Source organism: Pseudomonas sp. Sample_24 (assembly GCF_004307605.1).
Taxonomy (GTDB): Bacteria; Pseudomonadota; Gammaproteobacteria; order Pseudomonadales; family Pseudomonadaceae; genus Aquipseudomonas.
Genome location: NZ_RCNW01000090.1, coordinates 1 through 2,200, shown reverse-complemented (window position 1 = coordinate 2,200; position 2,200 = coordinate 1). Strand labels below are relative to the sequence as shown.

Below are 2,200 nucleotides of genomic sequence, written 5' to 3'. Positions count from 1 at the left end.
CAGAAAGACAAAGGGCACGACCTGTAAACAGGATCGTGCCCGATGTTACCGGCAAGCACCCGAGGGTGCCAGCCGACAAGTGCTGCTTAAGCTGCTACCACGACAACGCGTACGGTGGCTTCAACTTCGGCGTGCAGGTGCACGGCTACGTCGAATTCGCCTACGTTGCGGATGGTGCCGTTCGGCAGACGAACTTCGCTCTTCTGCACTTCAACGCCGGAGGCGGTCAGTGCATCAGCGATGTCGTGAGTACCGATCGAACCGAACAGCTTGCCTTCGTCGCCAGCGGTGGCAGTGATGGTCACTTCCAGCTCGGCCAGTTGGGCAGCGCGGCTTTCAGCCGACGATTTACGATCTGCTGCTGCTTTTTCCAGCTCAGCACGACGCTCTTCGAACGCAGCCAGGTTGGCTGGGGTCGCAGCGGTAGCTTTGCCGTATGGCAGCAGGTAGTTACGACCGTAACCAGCCTTAACGTTCACTTTGTCACCCAGGTTGCCCAGGTTGGTGACTTTTTCCAGAAGGATCAGTTGCATGTGAAAATCCTCTTAACTTTTAACCTTCACCGTTCGCGTTATCGGCATCTTTGGGTGCCGAACGACCGCGAAAATCAATCAGGCTGTCGACGATGGCCAAGACCACCAGCAACGGATAGATCAGCTGCATGAACAGCAACAGCGTGACGTACATCCCCACCAACCAGAATCTGGCCAGTCGCTTTTGCGCCACCAGCCCATGAATCAGGGCCAGCCCGGCGAACACCAGCGGTACGCTGCACAACGGCGTCAACATGGCCATCTGCGAACCGAGATTCGGCCCCAGAAGCATGCACGCCAGCAGCAACATCGCCGGCAACAGCGGGAAGCGGATGGCGCGAAACTCGCGACCAAAACCACCCGGGTTGTACAACAACGCCTGCCAATAGCGCCCGACAAGCAGGCTCAACAAGCTGACGATTTGCAACAAAGCCGCTATCAAGCCAGTCAGGACCGGTGCAATCAGGGACGCGAAACGCGCTTGTTCGTCTACCGACATCTTCTGGTAGACATCACCGAGTAGCGACGGCATGACTTTTATCAAAGCCTGCGCCAGCATCTCGATCTGGGGAGCAAAAGCTGTCCCCAACACCACTGAAAACACCACTCCCATCGCTATGCTGACCAGCAGCACGCGGTTCCAGGACTCGCTTGCGCGCAAAACCAACGCAAGGCTCGCAGACCCCAGCAGCACCAGAAGTGCCCTTGGGTCGTCGGAGTAAAGCCACCAGAGCAATGCCGGCAGCAGTCCCAGAGCAAGAACGCCCAGGGCGTCCCTCAATCCGCGCCGCAGGAGCACGAGGCATCCGGCGGCAGCACCCAACCAATACAACAACGGCATTGCCGCACATCCAGCCACTACCAGAGTGGCCTGCATACGGCCCCGCATGATGAACTCAGCTAAGGCGCGCATACATTCAATCCTTTGCTACGTGTCGACTGCCCGGTCTCAGCGGCCGTGGCTGTCGGTGTAGGCCAGCAGGGCCAGGAAGCGGGCGCGCTTGATAGCGGTGGCCAGCTGACGCTGATAACGAGCTTTGGTACCGGTGATGCGGCTTGGAACGATTTTGCCGGTCTCGGATACGTAGGCTTTCAGAGTGTTGAGATCTTTGTAATCGATCTCTTTCACGTCTTCAGCGGTGAAGCGGCAGAATTTACGACGACGGAAGAAACGTGCCATTTGATAGGCTCCTTAAAAGGTCCGTGGATTACTCGTCAGCGTTATCGCTGTTGTCGCTGTCATCACTGTCAGCGCTTTCAGCGCCTTCGTGCTCAGGACGGTCGCGACGCTCACGGCGCTCACTGCGGTTTTCTTCAGCCTTGAGCATCTCGGATTGGCCGGTAACGGCTTCTTCGCGACGGATGACCAGGTTACGGATCACTGCATCGTTGTAGCGGAAGTTGTCTTCCAGCTCGGCCAGGGCCTTGCCAGTGCACTCAACGTTCAGCATCACGTAGTGAGCCTTGTGAACATTGTTGATTGCGTAGGCCAGTTGACGACGACCCCAATCTTCCAGACGGTGGATTTTGCCGCCGTCTTCTTCGATCAGCTTGGTGTAACGCTCAACCATGCCGCCGACTTGCTCGCTTTGATCCGGGTGGACCAAAAAGATGATTTCGTAATGACGCATGAATGCTCCTTACGGGTTGTAGCCTGCCGCTCAAAA

The 2,200-nt window shown here is 57.1% G+C and carries 4 protein-coding genes; all 4 read right to left on the bottom strand.

The genetic code is table 11. From position 1 onward, the window contains the following. Positions 1-86: 86 nt before the first annotated feature. The 4 genes from rplI to rpsF are packed head-to-tail and all read right to left on the bottom strand — an operon-like array spanning position 87 to position 2,164. On the bottom strand, positions 87-533 hold the full coding sequence (rplI, locus tag D8V06_RS04160) for a 50S ribosomal protein L9 (RefSeq protein ID WP_034149636.1): 447 nt from the start codon (positions 531-533) through the stop codon (positions 87-89). Positions 534-552: 19 nt separating this feature from the next. Then, positions 553-1,446: a hypothetical protein gene (locus D8V06_RS04155; RefSeq protein ID WP_056852384.1), complete on the bottom strand. Its 894-nt coding sequence runs from the start codon at positions 1,444-1,446 to the stop codon at positions 553-555. A 36-nt stretch (positions 1,447-1,482) separates the two neighbouring features. Then, the gene (gene rpsR, locus D8V06_RS04150) at positions 1,483-1,713 is read right to left on the bottom strand and encodes a 30S ribosomal protein S18 (protein ID WP_002551829.1); all 231 of its coding nucleotides are present in this window, start codon (positions 1,711-1,713) and stop codon (positions 1,483-1,485) included. A 28-nt stretch (positions 1,714-1,741) separates the two neighbouring features. Then, positions 1,742-2,164 (bottom strand): 30S ribosomal protein S6, encoded by a 423-nt coding sequence (gene rpsF / locus D8V06_RS04145; RefSeq protein ID WP_003217491.1) that lies wholly within the window; start codon positions 2,162-2,164, stop codon positions 1,742-1,744. Positions 2,165-2,200 lie beyond the last annotated feature (36 nt).

What these genes read in the sequence shown, in the direction of transcription:
- rplI (WP_034149636.1), bottom strand. Translation starts at nt 533, where the DNA reads ATGCAACTGATCCTTCTGGAAAAAGTCACCAACCTGGGCAACCTGGGT.
- D8V06_RS04155 (WP_056852384.1), bottom strand. Translation starts at nt 1,446, where the DNA reads ATGCGCGCCTTAGCTGAGTTCATCATGCGGGGCCGTATGCAGGCCACT.
- rpsR (WP_002551829.1), bottom strand. Translation starts at nt 1,713, where the DNA reads ATGGCACGTTTCTTCCGTCGTCGTAAATTCTGCCGCTTCACCGCTGAA.
- rpsF (WP_003217491.1), bottom strand. Translation starts at nt 2,164, where the DNA reads ATGCGTCATTACGAAATCATCTTTTTGGTCCACCCGGATCAAAGCGAG.